Source organism: Pedobacter psychrotolerans, assembly GCF_004340665.1.
Lineage (GTDB): Bacteria > Bacteroidota > Bacteroidia > Sphingobacteriales > Sphingobacteriaceae > Pedobacter > Pedobacter psychrotolerans.
In genome coordinates this window covers 81126-101883 of record NZ_SLWO01000011.1, presented here as the reverse complement: position 1 = coordinate 101883, position 20758 = coordinate 81126, and the positions used below count along the sequence as shown (strand labels likewise).

General features: G+C 34.4%; 16 protein-coding genes and 1 pseudogene. 13 read left to right on the top strand and 4 right to left on the bottom strand.

Annotation, left to right across the window (positions count from 1 at the left end; translation table 11 throughout):
- Positions 1-2717: amino acid adenylation domain-containing protein (locus EV200_RS21035; protein WP_132536320.1), on the bottom strand; the 2717-nt coding region annotated here is incomplete at its 3' end.
- A gap of 367 nt (positions 2718-3084) precedes the next feature.
- Positions 3085-5697 (bottom strand): outer membrane beta-barrel family protein, encoded by a 2613-nt coding sequence (locus tag EV200_RS21030; protein WP_165877996.1) that lies wholly within the window; start codon positions 5695-5697, stop codon positions 3085-3087.
- Positions 5698-6845: 1148 nt separating this feature from the next.
- Between EV200_RS21030 and EV200_RS21835 the strand changes: the two genes are divergently transcribed.
- The 5 genes and pseudogenes from EV200_RS21835 (at position 6846) to EV200_RS21005 (ending at position 11998) form a co-directional block, all read left to right on the top strand.
- Positions 6846-7553 (top strand): sensor histidine kinase, encoded by a 708-nt coding sequence (locus EV200_RS21835; RefSeq protein WP_165877995.1) that lies wholly within the window; start codon positions 6846-6848, stop codon positions 7551-7553.
- A complete protein-coding gene (locus tag EV200_RS21020) occupies positions 7547-8275 on the top strand; it encodes a LytR/AlgR family response regulator transcription factor (RefSeq protein WP_132536314.1) in 729 nt (242 codons plus the stop codon). Before EV200_RS21835 ends, EV200_RS21020 begins: the two co-directional genes overlap by 7 nt.
- A 761-nt stretch (positions 8276-9036) precedes the next feature.
- Positions 9037-10149: pseudogene (locus tag EV200_RS22135) on the top strand (lantibiotic dehydratase); the annotation flags it as partial.
- A gap of 4 nt (positions 10150-10153) precedes the next feature.
- Positions 10154-11032 carry a lantibiotic dehydratase gene (locus EV200_RS22130; RefSeq protein ID WP_132536310.1) on the top strand — a complete coding sequence of 293 codons (879 nt, stop codon included), beginning with the start codon at positions 10154-10156 and terminating at the stop codon, positions 11030-11032.
- A gap of 159 nt (positions 11033-11191) precedes the next feature.
- The gene (locus EV200_RS21005) at positions 11192-11998 is read left to right on the top strand and encodes a thiopeptide-type bacteriocin biosynthesis protein (protein WP_132536308.1); all 807 of its coding nucleotides are present in this window, start codon (positions 11192-11194) and stop codon (positions 11996-11998) included.
- Between the two features lie 36 nt (positions 11999-12034).
- Here the strand turns inward: EV200_RS21005 and EV200_RS21000 are convergent, their stop codons facing one another.
- Positions 12035-12772 (bottom strand): 4'-phosphopantetheinyl transferase family protein, encoded by a 738-nt coding sequence (locus tag EV200_RS21000; protein ID WP_132536306.1) that lies wholly within the window; start codon positions 12770-12772, stop codon positions 12035-12037.
- 194 nt (positions 12773-12966) lie between these two features.
- On the opposite strand from EV200_RS21000, the gene EV200_RS20995 reads away from it, so the two are divergent.
- The 8 genes from EV200_RS20995 to EV200_RS20960 all read left to right on the top strand — a co-directional run bounded on the left by EV200_RS20995 (position 12967) and on the right by EV200_RS20960 (position 19364).
- Positions 12967-13611: a hypothetical protein gene (locus tag EV200_RS20995; protein ID WP_132536304.1), complete on the top strand. Its 645-nt coding sequence runs from the start codon at positions 12967-12969 to the stop codon at positions 13609-13611.
- The gene (locus tag EV200_RS20990; protein WP_132536302.1) at positions 13599-14264 is read left to right on the top strand and encodes a DUF6973 domain-containing protein; all 666 of its coding nucleotides are present in this window, start codon (positions 13599-13601) and stop codon (positions 14262-14264) included. The genes EV200_RS20995 and EV200_RS20990 overlap by 13 nt, the downstream gene beginning before the upstream one ends.
- Positions 14265-14267: 3 nt before the next feature.
- The gene (locus tag EV200_RS20985) at positions 14268-14756 is read left to right on the top strand and encodes a hypothetical protein (protein WP_132536300.1); all 489 of its coding nucleotides are present in this window, start codon (positions 14268-14270) and stop codon (positions 14754-14756) included.
- Between the two features lie 1380 nt (positions 14757-16136).
- Complete coding sequence (locus EV200_RS20980; protein WP_132536298.1) at positions 16137-17012, top strand: helix-turn-helix domain-containing protein; 876 nt, start codon at positions 16137-16139, stop codon at positions 17010-17012.
- A gap of 39 nt (positions 17013-17051) precedes the next feature.
- A complete protein-coding gene (locus EV200_RS20975; RefSeq protein ID WP_132536296.1) occupies positions 17052-17732 on the top strand; it encodes a hypothetical protein in 681 nt (226 codons plus the stop codon).
- A 326-nt stretch (positions 17733-18058) separates the two neighbouring features.
- Entirely contained in the window at positions 18059-18439 is a 381-nt protein-coding gene (locus EV200_RS20970) for a VOC family protein (RefSeq protein ID WP_132536294.1), read from the top strand.
- Between the two features lie 33 nt (positions 18440-18472).
- Positions 18473-18913 (top strand): EVE domain-containing protein, encoded by a 441-nt coding sequence (locus EV200_RS20965; RefSeq protein WP_132536292.1) that lies wholly within the window; start codon positions 18473-18475, stop codon positions 18911-18913.
- Positions 18906-19364, top strand: coding sequence for a MarR family winged helix-turn-helix transcriptional regulator (locus EV200_RS20960; RefSeq protein ID WP_132536290.1), 459 nt, complete (start codon positions 18906-18908; stop codon positions 19362-19364). Before EV200_RS20965 ends, EV200_RS20960 begins: the two co-directional genes overlap by 8 nt.
- A gap of 84 nt (positions 19365-19448) precedes the next feature.
- Here the strand turns inward: EV200_RS20960 and EV200_RS20955 are convergent, their stop codons facing one another.
- Positions 19449-20606, bottom strand: coding sequence for a hypothetical protein (locus EV200_RS20955; RefSeq protein ID WP_132536288.1), 1158 nt, complete (start codon positions 20604-20606; stop codon positions 19449-19451).
- Positions 20607-20758: the final 152 nt, after the last annotated feature.

The window sequence follows — 20758 nt, the reverse complement described above, 5'->3', positions numbered from 1 at the left end:
CCCGGAAGCATATAGGACGGTAAACGGCTACTCAGATAAGTGCGCAAATCAGAGGTATTCAATAAATCTACACATACAAGATAAGCAACCAACTCTTCCATTTCATCACCTAGCTTCCTGCCAGTCACTACCACTCCCTCCACGCCGGAATAATCCAATAATACACGCTCTATCTCCCCTGGCTCAATCCGGTAACCACGGATCTTCAACTGCTCATCCTTACGGCCTATAAGCTCGATGTTCCCATCACAAAGCCATCGCCCCAGATCTCCTGTCCGGTACATCAACTCTCCTAAACGGTAAGGATTCGCTACAAATTTCTCCGCAGTCAGCTCCGGAAGGTTCAAATAACCACGGGATAACCCGGCTCCACTCGTGCAAAGCTCTCCTACTACACCAACTGCACATAAACCATTATCCTTCCCCAATATATATTGGTAGGTATTCTGGATAGGCCGACCGATCAGTAAATGATCCTCTGAGCCTGACAATACATAGCTCATCGTATCATTTGATAACTCCGTCTGTCCATACGCATTCATCAACCGAAGTCCCGGATTCCCATCATAACAGCACTGCACAAAACGTGAACTTAACTTCTCCCCAGTCAGAATCAGAAACTCCAATCCCGTAAGGTCAATCTTATCCCCATGGCCAGACAGGTAACTGTTCAGCTGAGAAGGAATTACCTCCAGGATACGGCTATGATAAAATGACACCTTTTCCAATACAAGGCTCATGTCCTGCAACTCAGCCTGTGCACACAAAACAACAAACCCCCCACTGATCAGTGGCGACCACAGCTGCCAGAGACCTCCTACAAAATGTAATTGTGAATTATGACAAAGACCCTCTGAAGGGGCCATAGACAGCAAGTTGATCTTGCTGTATAACTGGTTCACAATACCTCCATGTTCAATCATCACCCCTTTTGGAGTACCGGTACTCCCTGAGGTATAAATCACATAGGCCAGGTCCGATGAACCATTGACCTTTACCAGGTTATCTTCACTATAATCACTTAGCAACGGTTCCAGCCGGGACAGCTCATGCTCATCAAGTAAAACACGGATTCCACTGTCCTTCTCCATATAACTGATCCGCTCCTGAGGATACTCAGGATCAATTGGCACACAGGCCCCGCCTGACTTTAAGATCCCCAGCAACGCAATCACCAGTAACTCGCTTCGATGTAATTTAACCCCCACCAGCTCATCGGGCCGGATGCCACCTGTTGTTCGCAGATAAGCCCCCAACTGATTCGAACGCCTATTCAACTCACCATAGGTCAGCTCATGCTCTTCAAATACCAGAGCCACCGCTTCAGGAGTCAATGCCACCTGAGCCTCAAACAAATCTACAATCGTCTGGTCACGAGCATATCCAACTTCGGTCGCATTGAACTCATTCAGCAGCTGATTCCGCTCTGCTCCACTCAGATACTCCAGATCACTCAAACGCATATCGGGAGCTTGATATAATGAGACCAGTAAATTATTAAAATGATTAAGTAAATTGTCAGCGACAAAGTTTGAAATAGATTCCTCTTTATAATCTAGAGAAAGAGTCACATCTCCTGTTTTAGAAAACTCAAGTAAATGAAAAGCCAAATCTTCCTGCTGTTCTCCACTGTGGATATATTTAATCGTTGCTGCCGCCTCACCAAGTTTAGCCTGGTAACTGCTTTTTTGATACGAAAAGGAGGCATTATATATATTCCCAGCGCTATCAAGTTTTTCTAATGCGCTATATAAAGGAAATCGTTCATGTCTGTAACACCCTTTCAGTTTATCCTTAACATGCTTCAGTATTTCTATAAATTTCCAGCTTTCTTCTAAATTGACAGAGAAAGGAAGCATATTCACAAAAGCACCAAATGTATTTTTATATTTTTTATTTCTTCTATTAAGCAGAGGCAAACCTAGTACAGCCCCTGAGTTATCATATAAATGATTTAAAATAAAAATAACAGCTGTAAAATAATGAAAAATGGTACAATTGTATTGAGTACTGAATCCATTGATACAATTAACCAATTCTCTAGATAATCGTATTTCTTTACGCTTAGAAGCAAAAGATTTCCGCTTTTCTGAATTTAAGCAAGATTGAAAAAGTCTGGATCCCATAAGAGGTTTCAATCTTTCCAGCCAAAATTCACTGTCTTTAACAAAGTCCTCAGATGATTTATATGTCACATACTCATCTATAAAATCCTGATATTTAAAAACTTCAAAAGAAGGAATATTTTCCTTCATCATTTCGGTATATAAATAAGATACTTTATTAAAAAACAATGACATAGAGTAACCATCAAATATCAAATGATGGACCTTCACATACCAATAAAATTTATTCTCAAAAGATTTAAGGACCCTAATTTTAAGAAAGTTTTCCTTTAAATCGAAAGCGTGATTAATATCTGAATTAATCCAGCTGGTGCAGAGATCATCTGCGTTCGATTCTTTGGAAAAATCTAAAACCGAATAATCTATTTTTTGAAAAGCATCAAATTTATCTTCTTTATCTTCATTAAAAGCACAAAAACCCACTTTAATGATATCAATATTCAGCAAAACCTGTTCAATTGACTTAAGTAAAATCACTGTATCAAGCTTTCCCTCAATTAAAGCATAACCACCTACATTATATATGATGGATTTACTAAAAATATTTTGGGTAAGTAAAATCGGCTCTTGAATAGGAGAGATATTTTTCATATAACTGATAATTTGTGGAAATACTGGCCAAAGAAGAAGTGACACTCCTAAAGCACAATTTAATAAGAATAAAGTAACACAATTCGATAAGCCAAGGGGAGTGAACAGCCAGATAAAAGCTCTCCTATATATAAACTCAGATACAGAACACCCAAAAACAAACGGTTTTTAACAATACCAACTTGATTAAAAAATAAATTGCAAGCGATATGTTAGCGACAGAAAAAATATTTTATTTATATATTGAATTTCACCTCCATTAAGATGTGTTTAAAAAACAGAAACAATTCTTTAAGTTTCACGGCATAAAAGGCTAAGCCCTAAGAATAAACCTCATTAGCCATTAAATCTTCAAGAAGTGCTAACCTTATTTTATCCTGTCAACAGCATCGCTGTTACCAAGATCTTTATTTGGCGTTGCAATCTTTGCTCTTCCGAAATTATAAGTGAAGCCAAGACTAATTCTTTGACTGTCTTGAAAAAGGCTATTTGAAGACCTATAAACACCAAAATCTTGGTAAGTTCGATTATTGTTACGTTTTAATATATCATTTCCCCCAACTCTTATTTCCCCCTTACCATTTAAAATACTTAATAATAGTGACGCATCAAAATTCCCTATGGCACCATTCTTAGTTAAGCCACCCGTGTAAGGAGAATAATAATAGCAGTCTACCTGCATTTTTAAATTCCTTGAAAATTTAAAAAAATGACTGGATTTAATATTCCACCAATTTGAAGAGATTTTAAAAAGTCGTCCTAAAACGAATCCATTAGCTTCTGAATGTCCGTAAGGGGAAATATTATTTTCAGTATTCCACCATGAGAACAATTGGAAAGGATAATAAAGATAAACATAGTAATCTTTTGAAGCATTAAGATTTTGAACGGAGAAAAAAGTAACTTTAGAATTAAAATCTCGATTTAAAGGCAGCTGAGTAAAGATCCCTTTACTATCGATGTAAGTTGCACCAATATTTAATTTTTTCAATTTAACACTTAAAACAAATTCATTATCAAATTTTGGTTTTAAATTTGGATTCCCCTGATAAACAGTATACTGATCAATAAATGTGATATAAGGAATTAATTCTTCATATGGTACTCTAGATACCGATCTTTTATACGATAAAGCAAAATTATAATTATCATTAATTCTGTGCTCATAGAGTACATTAGGAAATAGTTGTGTATAATGCTGAGACAAAATACTTGAAGTGGTTGCCTGGGTATTTTCTAATCTTAAACCCAATTGTAATTTGTCTTTACTCCATCCTTTGGACAGAGTACCATAGATACCGTAAATCTTTTCTGAAAAATTATTGTTACTGGAATTTTCAGGAATATTTATGAATTGATCAGCATTTTGTAAATCATAACTTATCATAGATTTTGAATTGGTATTTTGAAATTTAATTCCAGCTTCCAGCTTCAGCTGGTCTTCAAAAGAATGAATGTAATCCAATTGTGTAATAAATATTTTTATTATTGGGCTATTGGTAGTCTTAAAGACTTTAGGGATACGTATGACATTACCTGAGGCATCGACAAGTACTGAAGGGAAGCTCTGCCTTAGTGTATTTTCATAGGGTGTGAAAGTAGCTAAAGCTACTAATTCACTCTTTCCAGAATCCACTATTAAATGATAATTTAAATTGAAATTAAATGTTTCAGATTTGAAGTCAACAGTGCTTTTGGTAAACAGAACTGAGTCCGCGGGGGCATTAATTTCTCCAAATGAAACATTCGATGGGATATTGCCATTCCAGCGATTTACATTGCCGTTTATTAAGGCACCAATAGTTTGACCCTTACCGATTTCAAGATCTGCACCTACCTGGTAAGTATAAATATCGTCATCAATCCTGCGAATTGTCTTATCTACAAGCTGACTGGAGTTATTCCCGTCGCTAAATTCTCTGTGTTGTTCACTATTTATGTACACCTCTTTTCGTTCATATCCTATAGTACCATAAGCTGTTAAATTCTTTTTTCTATAAGTTAGGCTACTATTAATTCCGTACTGCCCATATCTCCCTAAAGAACCATTGATTCTCACATTTCCAGTAATCCCTTCTAATTGATTTTTTTTTGTAATGATATTTATAACAGCACCATAAGCGGCATCATATTTTGCAGACGGGTTGGTAATCAATTCAATCTTCAAAATGTTCCCTGCCGGCAGTGCTAGTAAAATATCTTTTATTGATACATCAGGAAAAGGTTTGTCGTCTATTAATACAAGGGTTTTTTTCCCTTGTAGAGATATTTCATTACTAGGTGAAACCTGTACAAAGGGTGCCGATTTTAACAACTGAATAGAATTCCCAAAAGCCATTGTGCTATTTTCAACATTGACTATATATCTGTCAACCTTCTTTTCCACTAAAGGACGAGTCGCACTAATCGTGACTTCATTTAAGGTTTTTGTTAATGATAAAAGAACAGTTTTACCTAAGGATAACTTCTGCCCCGCTTTTAAAGTAAAAGAAGGTAGAAAAGCCTGACGAAAACCCATTGAAGTAGCCTTAATTCTATAATTACCAGCGTTAACCGCAGAAAACACATATTTTCCATTTAAATCACTTAACGCATTCATTACAAAAGAAGAGTCGTTACTTTGTACAAGAGTTAATGTAACAAACTCAAGTGGCCGCTGTTCTTCATCAGCAACATAACCTTCAATATATCCGTTTGATAAGGAATCAGCTAAATCGTCACCCAAATTACCTGGATTAGAAATCAAAGTTTGATGCCGATTTAAAGAAGACATGTAATAATTTTTGCGGTTGACTTTATGCCATTTTAAGTGTAACGGAGTAGGTAACTCATCAAAAATAGCTGAGATCTTTCTGGCTGATAATCTATTGTCATGGACGGATATTTTTTTGGAAATCAAAGCATTTTCTTCATATAGTAAATTTGCATCATATTTATTGGTGCATTTTTTAAGCACTTCACCTAATGGAGTAGCGGTCATGTTCTTTCGAGTTACTCCAGCAGAGCCGTGTACAAATAAATTGCACAATAACAATATTAGGAGTATATAGGATGTAATTTGATCAAATCGACCCATTGGCTCTTAATAATTAATTGGTGAGTGTAGTTGTCTTTAAGTCTAAAGTAAATATAAGAGAGGAATATGCACGTTTAAGCAGCCTTTTTCCTGTAACGCATATATCACACTTTAAAAGTTCCCGTATGACTTTCTTTTCCTGCCGTGGACGGATATTAACTATGTAACGGCCTGCCAGAAATCGTCATATTTAAATTTCCTGAATTAAATAAATTGTTCTTTTGGCAGAGCTATCGCTACAATCAGTAACATTTACTTGAACCATTTTTTAACTCTCTTTTAAAATTTAATCTTCCAGTATTTGACTAAATAATAGGGAAAACCCTATATTTATTTTACAATTATCATAATTAGTGAGCAATCAGCTTGTACCGATATTTGCTGCTTTCGTATAAGCGAATATACCGGTAACAGTAGGCGGCAAAGTAGTTATTGTATGTGAAAAATTTATGGCTGAGTAATTCTGCAAGTTATGATAATTAACAACTGTTCTTTTATTCAATACTAATTTTTTCACTGCTGATTTGTTTTTCATAACTCTTTTTTATGTGGAATCAAAATGAGTACAATTATTACCTATCAAAAATCTATTACACGAAATGGACATTTCAATACACGAACGCAAGAAACTTTACCGTTTTTTTTATAAACTAAAAGCCAAGTTTCCTTTAAAATATAAATTCGGAAAAGACATCAACTCGAAAAAAGTACTTGTTCATCTAGCTATATGGGTTGCTTATTTCTTTTACGAAAACGGTTCCGTTCTGGTCATTAGCCCCGAAAGTGTATTCCTTCTCTCTTCCTTCCTTTATTTCCTTCTCAACGCATTGATCTTTTACGCACATGTGTACTTGCTTACTAGAAACACAAAGAGAACACTTAGCACTGCCTGGAAAGTATTTATTTACTTTCTAGCAATCTTAATCTATTTGACAAGTAATTATTTTCTGACAATTTTTATTAATCATGTCGGTATCCAGACGATAATGACAATCAGCCCACTAAAAAACTTTATTATCCTTCGAATATTCAGGTTGTTGTATCTCATTACAATGAGCTACACTTATTGGTTGATTATATATAAGATAAATAATGAAAAAAAGCTCTTTCAGATAGAAAGGGAGCGAGTTGAACAACTTGAAAGAACAACCATCCTCGAAAATTCCAATTTAAATGCGGAATTAAATTACCTTAAATACCAAATCAATCCTCATTTCTTGTTCAATACACTTAGTTTTATTTATGCAAGAGTTATCAAATTTTCAGATGAGGCTGCTAAAAGCGTTATGCTACTATCTAATATTATGAACTATGCTTTATTGAATAATGATATTGAAGGAAAAATTGAATTGAACCAAGAGCTCGAGCATTTAAAAAATCTCATTGAAATTAATCAGCTTCGTTTTAACAAAAATCTACACATATCTCTTGAACTACCTTCAAGTGAAGAGTTAGCAGAAATAAAAATCCCTCAACTAACACTTGTAACTTTTCTGGAAAATGTATTTAAATATGGTGATCTCAGTTATAAAGATCACCCTGTTAAAATAAGTGTCACTGTAACCAATAATTTTTTAAGATTCTACATCTCTAACAAAAAATCGACTTCAATAAGACAAAAAATACAGAATGGCATAGGCATTGCTAATGTTAAGAAAAGATTAGACTTGCTTTATTCAAAGGAAGATTACAATCTTATAATTGACGACGAACCCTTAACTTTTTCGGTAACATTTTATTTACGTATACAGCCATGTTAAACTGCATTATTATCGACGACGAGCCACATGTGATTGATCTTCTAGAAATACATGCTAAAAAGATCCCCAACGTTAACATAGTCAAAACTTTCAATAATGGATTTGAGGCACTTAATTTTCTGGAAAACACAAATATTGACCTCATTTTTGTTGATATACAAATGCCAGAAATATCAGGGCTTGAATTCATCAAGGTTATTGGTAAAAGATTTGACATCGTAATAATTTCGGCATTTCGGGAGTATGCTATTGATGGCTATGAAAATGAAATTGTAGATTTTCTCCTTAAACCCGTCTCTTACAGCAGATTCGTTAAAGCGCTTGACAAGGCAAATGAAAAAAAATTAACAAGGGAACAAAACATCACTTTACCAACTAATGATGACAATTTTATTGTGCTTAAAACTGAATTCAAGACAAAGCTTTTAAAGGTTGATATTGACGATATCATGTATGTAGAGGGGCTAAAAAATTATGTATCTGTTTTTACTAAGGAACAAAGAATCATAACGCTACTTAACATGAAAGCTTTTGAGGAAAAACTCCCAAAAAATAAATTTATCCGTACCCATCGTTCATACATAATATCTTTGAGTAAAGTCAGGCTTATTGACGGGAATCGAATTTATTTGAAAGATCTAGAGACGGGTATTCCCCTTGGCGATAACTATCGTGAAAATTTTTATAACAGAATGAAACAGAATATGGTATACAATAAGTAACCTGTAAACTCATTCCACATATTTCAGGCCGTTAGATTAAATAACATTTCACGCAGACTAACAAACTTGACTACCAACGTTTATGGTTATATTGGAGCAATTTGATAGAAGCAGGCTTGTCTTTTCGGCTTTCATATGGTCAGCAAAAAAAGCGATGATTGCGACTGTGCGAGCTGCAGTTATACCATTATTATTGTTAGATGCACGTATGAACCGAATGGATAGTCAATTAAAAAATTCAATTTAGAAAGATTGTTGCTTCAAATTCTCATAAGACGGCTATGTTTAATATCAAGTTAGATATCTCGACAATTTGATCGATTTTCCCTGATTTTACATAATCATAAAATAATGGTTAAGGTGGCACTTTAAATTTCGGAGAAACCTATTCCGGCAATGCTTATTCTGACACGATCGACTTCTTCTATTATAAGAAGGACTTGGTGGTTCCAATGCAATTACACTGGATGCCGATATGATTACAGTACTATAATTACAGAATTTTTTTAATGTGATCATTGATAATAATGAAGGTGGAGATATAATTGTTAACTTGGTGATGAAAGTAAACCTATGATCAACTGTAACAGATTAATCCAATCGTCCAATGACTCCTTACAAATTTGTGATATTAAGGTCTACCCTACTAAGTTTAAACAAGATCCAAGAAAAACCTGAAGTCTCAGGACATTTTGAAGAAGGTATTTATTTATCGTCACCGGATCTTTGGAAAGTCATAAAAAAAAGATAACCAGGACAACACCAAGATAGCAGAAACAATTCTTAAATACTGGTTAAGATCATGTTCAAGATGCACACCATTTGGAGTATTTGCAGGAAGTTGTCTAGTAGCTCTAGGAAACAAAACAGAATTAACTCAAAACAAGGCAGATCTGCATGATAAAAAAGTAAGAATAGATACACATTACTTTAGTAAAATTCTCTCCTTTTTAGAAAAAGCTCCTCGAGTTAGAGAACAACTATTATTTTATACTAATAACTCATTGTATGAAAATCTATCTGAATGGCGTTATGCAGAATATGCTAAGGAAGGTCAATTGAGGGCCTATAAACTAACAGATGTAGATAATAGCGTCAACTTGGCTCCCATTCTGCAACGAGCAAAAAGCGGCGCGACACTTGATACATTAGCCAAATTACTTCAAGTAGCTGAAACCGTTAGTTACCAGGATGCATCAGACTATATAGAAGAGCTTTGTGAAGCTCAAATTTTAGTTTCGGAACTTGAAATAACTGTATCAGGTTCCGAACCGCTTACACAACTAATTAAAAAACTTGACGAATTGGAAGATGTCCAGGTCTATAAAGATTTCTTCAATAAACTTTACAACCTGCTGAGTAATCCTATTAATGACGTCGCTTATTATCGACAGATTATTCTGTTCCTTGAACAAATAGTTGGTGGAAAAATTAGCGAAAATGATATCTTTCAAGTAGATATGTTTATTTCTCAAAAAAAAAAGGTGATAGACAAAAAAGTTATTAATAAGGTAATTGAACAAGTAAATAACTTGCTAGCATTTGCTCCACCATACAAAAACGAAGTTTTAAATTCATTCAAGACCTCGTTTAAAAAAAAAATTGATGTTGCTGAAATACCGCTAGCAATGGTAATGGATTTAGATTCAGGCATTGGATATGGAAATTTTATTGAAGCGAATCCCGGCGATAGCGGATGGGGCGATGATTTACTAGTTACAAATCGCGTAGTATCCGCAACAAATATTGACACGTTACAGCAATTTGTAATCGAAAAACATCTAAGTATTCTCAATACTGAAATAACCGTAGTTGATATTACAGACGACGACATTGCGAACATAAAAAAAAAATTGCAAACAGAGTTTTTCTAATGGCATGTATATCATGGGCTCCTTGTCTGCTGTTAATGAAGAATTCAACCAGAAGAAATTTATCTTCGAATTGACCGCCGTCGGCGGTCCCTCAGCAGTAAATCTTGTTACAAGATTCACACATGGCGATCAACAATTATTAGAACTCACCAAAGATATTATCGAAATAGAGGAAAGTCAGTATCCAGATCTTATTTTCGCCGAAATAATTCACTTGCCAAACGCACGGACAGGCAATATACTTTTAAGACCCGTATTAAGAAAATATGAAATACCGTATATGGGGCGATCTGGGGCTTTAATTCAAAATCAGCTTCCTATCGAAGACTTGATGGTTAGTGTCCAACATAATCAGGTAATACTCCAAAGTATTAAATACAATAAAAGAGTAATACCCCGTCTTAGTTCAGCACACAATTATTCGGACAGCAACCTACCCATCTATAAATTTTTGAGCGATGTCCAAAACCAGGGACTTTCTGATCTAATTTTATGGGATTGGAACGTTTTTTCCGATGCTAAGTTTTTGCCAAGAGTAACTTATAAAAACATTATAGTAAGCAGGGCACAATGGAAATTATCAATAGAAGATCTAAAGTCATTTCGACAAAATAATGATGAGTATCTCCGATTTTTCAAGGAGTTCAGTGACAAATACAAAGTTAACTCAGTATTACAAATAGAAGCCGATCACAAACTTTTAATCGATTTAGGTCATAAAGAATCAGTTCTACTCTTAGTAAACACAATTCTTAAAAAAAAGGTTGTTAGATTGGAGGAGTGTTTAATCTCTCCTGAAAATTGCATCATACAAGATATAGATGGCAACTCGTTCGCTAATGAAGTTATAATCCCAGTAAAAAAACACTTCCCATTTAATTGAAGATTACGTTGTTCCAATGAAGAATATCATTAATTCAACAAAGTTTTTACCTTCCAGTCAATGGCTATATTACAAATTTTATTCGGGTATGTTTACCCAGGAAAAATTATTAATCGATTATCTTTTGCCATTTATCAAAAGCGCTAAGTCTAAAAATGAATTCGAGATTTTTTTTTCATACGCTATGTTGATGACAGGCCACATATCAGGTTGAGGTTTTACAATACAGATAGCGCCAAACAGACTGATCTGATGATAAAATTTAATATACTACTTAACTCTCTTTATAATGAAAAATATATTGATTCTGTTGCAATTGATAGCTATGTACAGGAAACACAGCGTTATAATCCCGTGCCTATAGATGTGGCTGAATGTTTGTTTAATTATGATAGTCTTGCAGTTTTAGAAATCATCTCCTTGCTAAAGGGACCAGACTCAGAATTAAACAAAATCGCGATTGCGATAAGAAGTGTCGACATGTATTTAGATGACTTCAGATTTTCTATCGAAGAAAAATATCTATTCATTAAAAATCATGCAAACAGTTTCTTTAATGAATTCGGCGCAGCAACAAAACTTAAAACGCAATTGAATCAAAAATTTAAAGACAATCAAAAAGATTTAATACCAGATATCGATTCATTGTACACTGTACCAAAAAAACTGGAAGCACCTTTGAATCAGCTAAAAGTACGGTCGTCTTTAAACCAGCAACACATAAGCAGGATACTAGAGGTACTGGGGCAAGACAATAATTTGAAAATGGAAATAGTTTCAAACTTTATTCATTTATCGTTCAACAGAATGTTTTTCGCTAACCAACGTAAATATGAGTTGATGGTATACACTTTTATTGAACGTTTTTATCATTCATTTCTGGCAAGAAAAAAAAATTATGGTATGACGTCTGAAGGCCAAATGAATAAATACCTGACAACAACTATGAATATTATTGGTTCTTAACTAACAGTTTACAGTTACGCAGTTTATTGTCAATCACTAAAATGACAGGACAAATTTTTCAATATCGATCTCTTCGTTGTCTAAGGAGCAAACACAGCATTTATATGCTGCATTAATCTCAATCTCTTTAATATGCCAAAGTAACTCATTATAACTGACTATATCGGGCAAACAATTGTACTCAGCACTCTGATTTGTTAGCCCTAACCCTGTCGCTTTTAAGAATGCCTCTTTTCTTACCCAAACATTATAAAAAGAATCTGTTGGTTTTTTTGATGCAGATATGTAATGAAATTCGTCCGGATGAAGGAAGTCGATGAATTCAAGATGATTTGAATCACTTATCACTTCAATGTCAACTCCTACCAAGTTATCGCCGTAACAGAATGCAACCATACTACCGGAATGTGATATATTAAACTCCTTCCAATCGATAATGAATGGCTTATTATTTAGACCTTTTTCCCAATCTTGGATCAAATAAGGCTTACCTTCCCCCTGCAAAACTTTAAATAACATTAAGCGACCAACCAAACTAAGTTTCCGGTCTGACACATAACGATAGCGTAACACATATTCTTGCATTTTAATTGGTAAATGTTCAGCCAATGTCAGGAGTTCCTGTTCTCCAGTTGTATTCGTATCAAAATAGAGTAATTTGATCATATCTTTTGCAATTACCGTAAAAATAATTAACATTGTATTGAGAGCGTTAATTTTGAAAGCGGTATTTGTCTCCAAGACAGATATCGCTTTCTTCTTTTTGTAATTCATCTTTTATCCCATGTACGATAAATCTATAATATTGATTACTCAGACTGTTGTTCTCTCTACAGCAGTGTAATTAAAGTTTGTCAACTTAAATTCGATTGTTGATCTTTAGATAAGATCTGATAACATGTTACCAATATTCTACCCACTTCAGAAAAACTGAAAAAATACGTTAGCAGCTTTACTGTTTCACTATTATGAAAAAACTATTATTTTATCTTATCATTATAACTGCGGTATCATGCAAAAAAGATGGAGAAAAAAAATCTATTTATGAACCTATTCCTGTAAACTCACAACTAACCATTGAAAATGCCAGAAAGATTTTAAACAGTGATAAGAACCAAAACAAAATTCATTTGGTTAATCCATCAGAGAAAATTACTGAGAAAATTAAAACCAAAGTGTCTTGGGCTGATGCCGTACAGTATGTTTCGAATGGGTTAGATGTCGTGGAGGTACCATATAAAATGGACACATTGGTGGTTAGAGATTATGCTGCCTCATCTTTGCCTCGCAAGTTTAGTAAAACTCTAAGCGATTTTGTACAATCCAACCTTATAATTTATAAAAAAAGAACAGATTCTCTTGTTACAATGGAAGTCGTAAAATATATTCCTAATGAAGAATCTTTCAATAATCCTTTTTACAAAATTCACAGCTTATCTTTAAATAATTTAGGTGAATGGACAGGATATATTGAATATTCGCATACAAATGGTGAACTTTTTTATATAAGCAAAGTAACCAATGGTACTGTCGTAAATGTAAAAGCCGCAACATTGAAGAAATCGTCCAATAGAGGAGATATGAGTATCCAATCAGGACCATGTGTAGTCTGATACCTAAAACTGTTAGAATTTGTGCTGGACCCTACCCAGGGTCGCCTTTAGAGGCGTGTTATTACTATCCAATAGGAGAAGAATGCATAGACTATTGTGCCGGGGCTCCAACTACGCCTCCCGGAGGCACGGTTCCGGGAGACAGTGGTTTACCTCCTGATGGTTCCGTTGCTTATACAATCGAGTTACAAACATTTGAAGTTGGATATAAAGCTCAGATGAAGCCGGGAGAACTTGTAATATTTAACAATATGACCCGGATAAATCAACTACGATACTTAGTAAATGCACAGGGCGCTATAGACTTGGCTAATGAATTATTTCCTGTAAATCAATTAAATACAAAGGCTGATTCATTCAGGCACGCTTATTTTAGCTTATGGAATACTTATAGCATAAATAGAGATCTTGCAAAACAATTAGGTGATGCGCATGAAGAAGGCACTACTAATAACCCAATGGAAGAGATGGCTAAATCAATGGATTTATGGAATAATTACGCCGGGAGAAATTTAATTTCTAGCATTAATTCTTCTTCATTAAATCGTAGAAATGATTTTAAAAATCTAGTTCTTTCATTGATGAATGCAGGAGAATTAAAATATATGAAATTGGTCGGCTTGGAATATTATCTGGTATATACTAATGAATAAAATATGAAAAAAAATGCTTATATATTGCTAATAGCATTCACACTTTTTTTTGCTTGCAAGCAGGTAAAAGTTCAAAACGTGGATCTGAAAAAACCTATTGATGCTCAAATTCTCACTATGAGAAATAATAATAAATCTGATAGTTTAAAATTAGATCTATGTTCTTTCATTCCTTTAAAATGGGATAGCTTAGTTGTAGTAACAGGATATACGACATCTAAGACTTTAAAGGCTTTTAACTTTGAAAATCAAAATGTGGTGGGACAATTTATAGATATGGTCCCTGAAAACTCTATTATTTTACTTTACATCAAAAGCAATAATATTGTTGGATATAGTGACCTTCCTTCACCATTACTGGATTTCGGGAGAATCAGCTACCACCGCAAGTTAGGCTTTACTATAATGCATGAAAACGAATGCGATAATCTTTTGATTAGAAAATATATTAAAAATGGAAAGACATATTTCAAATTTGATAATCAGCTTTAACAAATTGATAATTAAGTGTAATCCAGCTTTTAATTTATCAAGCCTCTTAAAAATACTTAGTTCTGATAGGCTTCGAGTAATTATTTGTTATAATAAATAATGATTCGCTTAGGGACCCCGCTGCCGTTGAATTATTTTATATTACTGCAACCTAGTTGACTAGTTCAATGAATAACGTATGGAAATTGATTGAAATAAACATAATAAAAATTAAAACAAGTTAGTTCGATTGAAATAGAACCTAAACATCTAAACCATAATTAGTTAACTTACATTCTACAATATTACACATAAGTAATTCACTAAAATTCAATTTATTAAGGGTTGCGTGATTGTGACAAGATGGGATCAAGTGCAATTGGTTTACCAGTCAAAATACAGCTCCAGACAATTTAATAAATAATAATATACATATTAGTAAAAGCACAAAAAACTTTACTAGTTAACTTTCAATATTTGTCATCTAATTCATCACCCAAATTAATTATAAGCTTTAAATCTGATACAAAGGTGTTCGAGAAAATGTCAGTAAGGTTCACTTGATGGGATAGACTAGAAAAATCTGGTTCTATCACATTTTTGCTTCTTTACAACTCTTTGTTTAGCAATGTAATAAGCGCAATTACAGGATTGGTTTTAGGTGTTCGATAAGTGCCGTTATCAAATACAATTTTTGTGGATAAATGGCGTCTACAAATTTTCTTTGAAAAGAAACTGTCTGTTCAGGATATTTATAAACGATTTTTAAATCGGTGTCAATCATTTGTTTTACCATTTCAGGTATGTTTGTACGATCGGTAGCCAATTCCATGAGCCTTAGTATAAGAATTTCAGCCAGCACATATACAGCGCATGCTAAGACCTTTGATTACACTTTCATATACATGAACAATAGGTTCGCCTTTGCCTGGCATTGAGAGGACATATAACAGTGGAATATAATGGTCAGCAGTAGGCGCAGACAATTTCGCCATCTTTTCCATTTTTTGATATTGGAACAAGCTCAGTAGGTCACGCTGATTCAAGAACAGTATTAGCGATTTATTAGGTACTCGTTCAAGGACATCTGAGGTTCTTATCCGGGAAACGAAAACATAAGCTTGTCTTTGATCCGAAAATTAACAGATGTTCTTCACATCCCGGCTAATGTTTTAATCCAGCCTTATTAAATACAAAAATTAAAAAATAAGTGAATCAAAATCTAAGTTCTATTATCTTTGAAAGATAACAAAGGAGCTAGAACATACTAAAAAAATGATAAGCGATAAGGTGATTTGAATTGCAAAACCGATATAAATACTATTATAAGGTGATTATAAATTATGTTGAACTTTGCAAATCAATCTTGATGTATTCTGGTGATCTGCTTTTAAGTTAGGAATGAAGACATTTAAATTTTTAAAAAACAAGTATGGTGTTGAGCTCCTAATAGACATAGGCACTTATCATGATATTCCAAATTATTTTTTTGAAAGTGAACTTCACCATACAGATTTTTACGAACTTATATTTTTCTCTAAAGGAAATGGCTATTTAGAGCTTGATCAGCAAAGAATTGAAATCGCACCTCACACCATCATTTTTATTTCTCCATTTCAGAAAAGAAAATGGTTTTTGGACAAGACTAAAGTAGAATCCTATTTCTTGTTTTTTCAAGATAGCTTCCTGTCCAATTTCTTCTCGGACAAGCTATTCTCTTACCGGCTACAATTTTTCTATAACAAGACTAAACCGCTTTTCCTATTGGTTAATGATGGCTTCTTTTCGCAGTTGGTCACTATCATTCAGGAGTTGCTTATCGAGATAAAAACGTTTCAATCAGATAGCGAACATATTATAAGGGCCCTCCTGTACTTGATGTTGATCAAACTCAACAGAGCTTATGCCGATCATTATCGTCTATCTTCGGAAACAGAAAATAACAGCATTGCATTTATGTTTAAAGAGATTTTACAAAATGAAGTTAGTAAGGTAAGGAACATTGACTATTACGCGCAACAATTAGGGATTAGCAGGGTAACACTAAATAAATGTATTAAAAAGCAGTTCGGCGTTACCGTATCTGAAATGGTTGATGAATTTATCCTCTTTGAAATTAAGTCTTTACTCTCTTATACCAAGCTTAATATCAATGAAATTTCATATCAGTTACAATTCTCTCAAGCCAATCATTTGACCCGTTTCTTCAAGGCCCAGACAGGAATTTCTCCTAAAGAATTCAGGAATGCTTATCAAAATGGTAGTTCTGCTTTCTAACTGGTAATTATTTTGTTTTCAGGGATCATATTTTTGTGCATGAGCATCATTATATCAAAAACGCGAACCAGAATCATTTATATCATCACTTTGATGTTGTTACCCTGCTCACTATTTGGGCAGACGCAGCAAACCATCGAACTTGCCAACCTGTATAAGAGTGCAAAGCTTAAGGCTGTAAACAGAGATATCGAAATCGTTTCGAGCGACACTGGAGCTTACCTGAAGGTATCGGAAAGTAAAAAGGAAGGTATTGTATGGCTACCTTTTAAGGACTTTAATAACGGTACAATTGAAATTAAAATGCGTGGAAAAGACGTTTTTCAACGGAGTTTTATTGGGATTGCCTTTCACGGCATTGATGATATGAACTATGATGCTGTCTATTGTCGTCCCTTCAATTTTTTCGCAACCGATTCTGTTAGGCGAATTCATGCAGTGCAATATATTTCGCATCCTAATTTTACCTGGGAAAAACTGAGGCAGGAAAGAAATGCCGTCTTTGAGAAAGAAATCATCAATCCACCAAACCCCAATGATTGGTTTATCATGAAACTTTTGGTTAACAACACAACTGTTAAAGCCTACATCAACAATGCACCCCAAGCTTCGCTAATAGTTAAAAAACTCAATAATACCACTTCAGGAAAAATAGGTCTTTTTACAGCAGATAGCAGTGGCGGAGACTTCAAAACAATTAAAATAACTCACACAAAATAAAACCATGAATTTTGATATCAAGTTGGGATAATAGTGCTGTGGTAATGGGATAAATATTGTACTCAATGAAAATCAAGTTAAATACATGCAAAAGCCCTTAATTGATTAAGCACTAACCATTCAACTTTTACACTAATTAAGCTATGCCCTATTCTTCGTAACCATAATCTTCCCTAATTAATTGGCTCCTGATAGCCTCAACTTAACTTCTCCTCACAGAATTAAACTATTCATACAAGGCACATTTAATTAAATTAAAAAAAAGTTAGAAGAGTAGCACTATTGTAGTCATATATACTATATTTGTGACAACAAAAATTAATCACATGAGAAAATTAGCATTTGCATCTCTTCAAGTTAGAGATTTAGAGGTATCAAAAGCCTTCTACACTGAAAAATTAGGGTTTGAATTATCTGGAATGACCAATCCATATGCTTGTGTTTTTAAGTATAATAACGGCGAAGCAAGTTTTGCGATCAGAACACCTATTGCTAATATAGATGGAAAAGAATTAGGTGTGGGCACTTCCCTATGGTTTGCTATAGATGAAAATATTGAATTACTGCAAAGCCAACTTATTAAAAAGGGCGTATTCATACTGGGAACAATTAATCATACGCCTTTTGGTCAAACATTAATGGTAAAAGATCCTGATGGTTATATCATTACATTTTTAGCCCAAACGGAAGCCACGCAGAATGACTAGTCGTACCTTAAATATTCATTAATCATAAATACTATGATCAAACGATCAACAAAATATTGGATACTGGTGGCATCAAAAGACCATGTAAAAAATGGCATAGCACAAGGCATTGCGCAAGCCTGCCACGGAAAGGCTGCACCATTAAAGCGGATGAAAAAGGGCGACTTTGTCATTTATTATTCGGGAAAGCAAACTTTAGGAAGGCCAGACAAATGCCAGGAATTTACCGCATTGGGGAAGGTAATAGATGATGAAATATATCAATTTCAAGTTTCTGAAGACTTTTGCCCAACCAGGCGTAATATAGCGTTTCTTGAAAGTCAGGATACCTCAATTCTTCCATTGATTGCTGATCTGGTATTTATCAACAATAAAAAAAGTTGGGGTTATCCATTTAGATTTGGTTTCTTTGAAATTAATCAACACGATTTTGATTTAATTTCATCAAAAATGCTTCAACATCAATATGCCTAAAGAAATTGATTTTCATTTTAAGAGTCCGAACGATAGTCCGGGTTATTTACTGGGTCAACTCACCATGCTGTGGCAGCGGAAACTAAAAAAGGTGTTAGATCCTTTGGATTTGACACAGACACAATTTGTACTATTGGCAGCATTAGGGTGGCTTTCAAAAAAGAATAAGGCCGTAACACAAGTTGATATTGCCAACCAAAGTAATGCCGATAGAATGATGGTATCAAAAGTATTGCGAACCTTGGAAGATAAAAAATTCATCACTCGTCAGGAACATGAAACGGACACCAGGGCAAAAACAATTCAACTTACTACTGGTGGCGAACTTGTTTTGCAGCAAGCCATTATAGCGGTAGAAAATGCTGACCTGGATTTTTTTGCGACACTAGGAACGAATCTATCTTCATTCAATAAAAATATGGTGCAACTTATTGATAAAAACAGCGATTAAATTACCAACCCTAACAAGCTAAAGTTGCTGCATTTATTTTTATTTTAGGAATTGTGCTGATGAACTTTGACCATCACTATCCAATCAGCTTTTTTTCTGATCAATGTACCCCGTATTAAAGGAGGCGTTGGGCATCAGGTAGATGATATCATGTTGAAAATCGAGAAAAGTATTAAAGCGGTTTAATACCTCATTTCCTAAAATGTGGATATTTATTCCCCTCATCGGTTTGTTTTCCTTCACAATTTGGGCAGGAACATCATGCAAATCAAATGGACCCAGCTTAAGTTTTTCCAGATTTGCAGTGATAATCGGGATTTCATTGTTTTGTGTTCCACGGATGGTTGTTTTTTTAATGATTTGCATTTTATCCGTTGGAAAGTGGTCTGCGTTTAAAAGATCCCTGTCTAACATAACGGTTCTTTGATAGCCTAAATCGAATAAAAACCAATTGGAATGAATCTTACCGTCCTGATTAATTTTGCTTTCTATAAATGGCCTGTCGTTCATGTAACGGATCTTAAAACTAGAAAAGTGGGGGTTTTTCTTAACCATCTTCGGTATTTTGGAATGCACAACCATTACATTTTTATCATAATTGAGTTCCACAACCATACCATCGAAAATATCCCATCCCAAAAGTCCGTCTGCCTCGTGTCCAACCGCCTGGGTATCATAGATTTTACTTTGATAAACATGCTGACCGAGTTTAATATCATAAAAGGTATCGTAAAGGCTTGGATGAGATTTGACCTTTTTTGCTAGCACCTCAGTAGTGAGCGACATCTCAGTAGCACCAGTATCAAAGTTCATTTGTAGGGAATCAGTTTTATTAAACACGACCTTCACCAGGTTGGTGTTATATTGATTGACAAAAAAAGGAATGGAATCATGTACTTCGGGTTTCAAAAGGCTATAATTTTTAGAAATGCGTGCCTGAATTCTAGTCAGGCAGGAATCTTTACCATTCAGCACCACGATAAAATCCTGTTTTTGGCCGGGCTTTATCCGGAATGTAATCGAGTCGATATCAGTTTTGAACCTGACAGTTTTTGCTTTATTGAGCTTATTGGTAACGTAAGTATCCAGTACAATTTTTGGATTAATCCCCCACCCAGACACTGAATTGCCTTCTTCGTAAATTTTCGCACTTTTAGAATGTGCCTGAATGACTGGTAATTTCTTTTGGGCAATAGCTGTTAAAGATGCGAATGCCAGGATGAGGGTAAGTGATAATTTCATTGATGGTTAATTTATTTAGAAAGAAACCAAAATAAATAAAATTAATGGTTAAAGCTGTGTTCAGGTTAGCATTTGATGTTAAACAGAATAATCAAAACAACCGTCCGATTTAATTATCATCACATGATTTTAACCAACTTTAGCTTAAACAG

Coding starts and splice junctions, on each gene's coding strand:
- EV200_RS21030 (WP_165877996.1), bottom strand. CDS start 5,697: ATGACCGCTACTCCATTAGGTGAAGTGCTTAAAAAATGCACCAATAAA.
- EV200_RS21835 (WP_165877995.1), top strand. CDS start 6,846: ATGAGCTACACTTATTGGTTGATTATATATAAGATAAATAATGAAAAA.
- EV200_RS21020 (WP_132536314.1), top strand. CDS start 7,547: ATGTTAAACTGCATTATTATCGACGACGAGCCACATGTGATTGATCTT.
- EV200_RS22130 (WP_132536310.1), top strand. CDS start 10,154: ATGTATATCATGGGCTCCTTGTCTGCTGTTAATGAAGAATTCAACCAG.
- EV200_RS21000 (WP_132536306.1), bottom strand. CDS start 12,772: ATGAATTACAAAAAGAAGAAAGCGATATCTGTCTTGGAGACAAATACC.
- EV200_RS20995 (WP_132536304.1), top strand. CDS start 12,967: ATGAAAAAACTATTATTTTATCTTATCATTATAACTGCGGTATCATGC.
- EV200_RS20990 (WP_132536302.1), top strand. CDS start 13,599: ATGTGTAGTCTGATACCTAAAACTGTTAGAATTTGTGCTGGACCCTAC.
- EV200_RS20985 (WP_132536300.1), top strand. CDS start 14,268: ATGAAAAAAAATGCTTATATATTGCTAATAGCATTCACACTTTTTTTT.
- EV200_RS20980 (WP_132536298.1), top strand. CDS start 16,137: ATGAAGACATTTAAATTTTTAAAAAACAAGTATGGTGTTGAGCTCCTA.
- EV200_RS20975 (WP_132536296.1), top strand. CDS start 17,052: ATGAGCATCATTATATCAAAAACGCGAACCAGAATCATTTATATCATC.
- EV200_RS20970 (WP_132536294.1), top strand. CDS start 18,059: ATGAGAAAATTAGCATTTGCATCTCTTCAAGTTAGAGATTTAGAGGTA.
- EV200_RS20965 (WP_132536292.1), top strand. CDS start 18,473: ATGATCAAACGATCAACAAAATATTGGATACTGGTGGCATCAAAAGAC.
- EV200_RS20960 (WP_132536290.1), top strand. CDS start 18,906: ATGCCTAAAGAAATTGATTTTCATTTTAAGAGTCCGAACGATAGTCCG.
- EV200_RS20955 (WP_132536288.1), bottom strand. CDS start 20,606: ATGAAATTATCACTTACCCTCATCCTGGCATTCGCATCTTTAACAGCT.